Source organism: Acinetobacter sp. 2JN-4 (genome assembly GCF_003687745.1).
In the GTDB taxonomy this organism is placed as follows: Bacteria; Pseudomonadota; Gammaproteobacteria; order Pseudomonadales; family Moraxellaceae; genus Acinetobacter; species Acinetobacter halotolerans.
In genome coordinates this window covers 1-420 of the sequence record NZ_RDNY01000029.1, presented here as the reverse complement: position 1 = coordinate 420, position 420 = coordinate 1, and the positions used below count along the sequence as shown (strand labels likewise).

The window sequence follows — 420 nt, the reverse complement described above, 5'->3', positions numbered from 1 at the left end:
CAGTAAGTTCTTCATCAGTTTCTAAAACACCTGAAGTAACAGCACCATTTTTAAAAAGATTTGAGCCGTGCGTCTCAAGATCTAAACCAAGAGAAAAACACTTTCTAGCGTAGGCAATTGGATTTAGTCCATTTAAACCATCTAATGTGAATAATCGAACATGCCAAATTTCTTGCTGTGAAAGGATCTTCACACCATCTTTAAATAAAACGTGATATTCAACAGTCCAATCATCTTTAAGTTTTGGGGTAACAGTTGAGGGATCAAGCGGTAACAACTCAACAACTTGGCCCAGTGCATAAACTTTATATGCAAAAAAATTGCCGCGTAGGCACAAACACACCATTAACAACTCCCAAAACTCTTGAGCAGTCATGTAGTCATTTGGTGCAACGTAAAGAAGATCATGTAACTTATGAT

The 420-nt window shown here is 37.1% G+C and carries 1 protein-coding gene; it reads right to left on the bottom strand.

The window, feature by feature from the left end; all coding sequences use genetic code 11:
* The coding region (locus EAH57_RS15830; RefSeq protein WP_147440133.1) for a phage portal protein at positions 1-420 on the bottom strand (420 nt) is incomplete at both ends.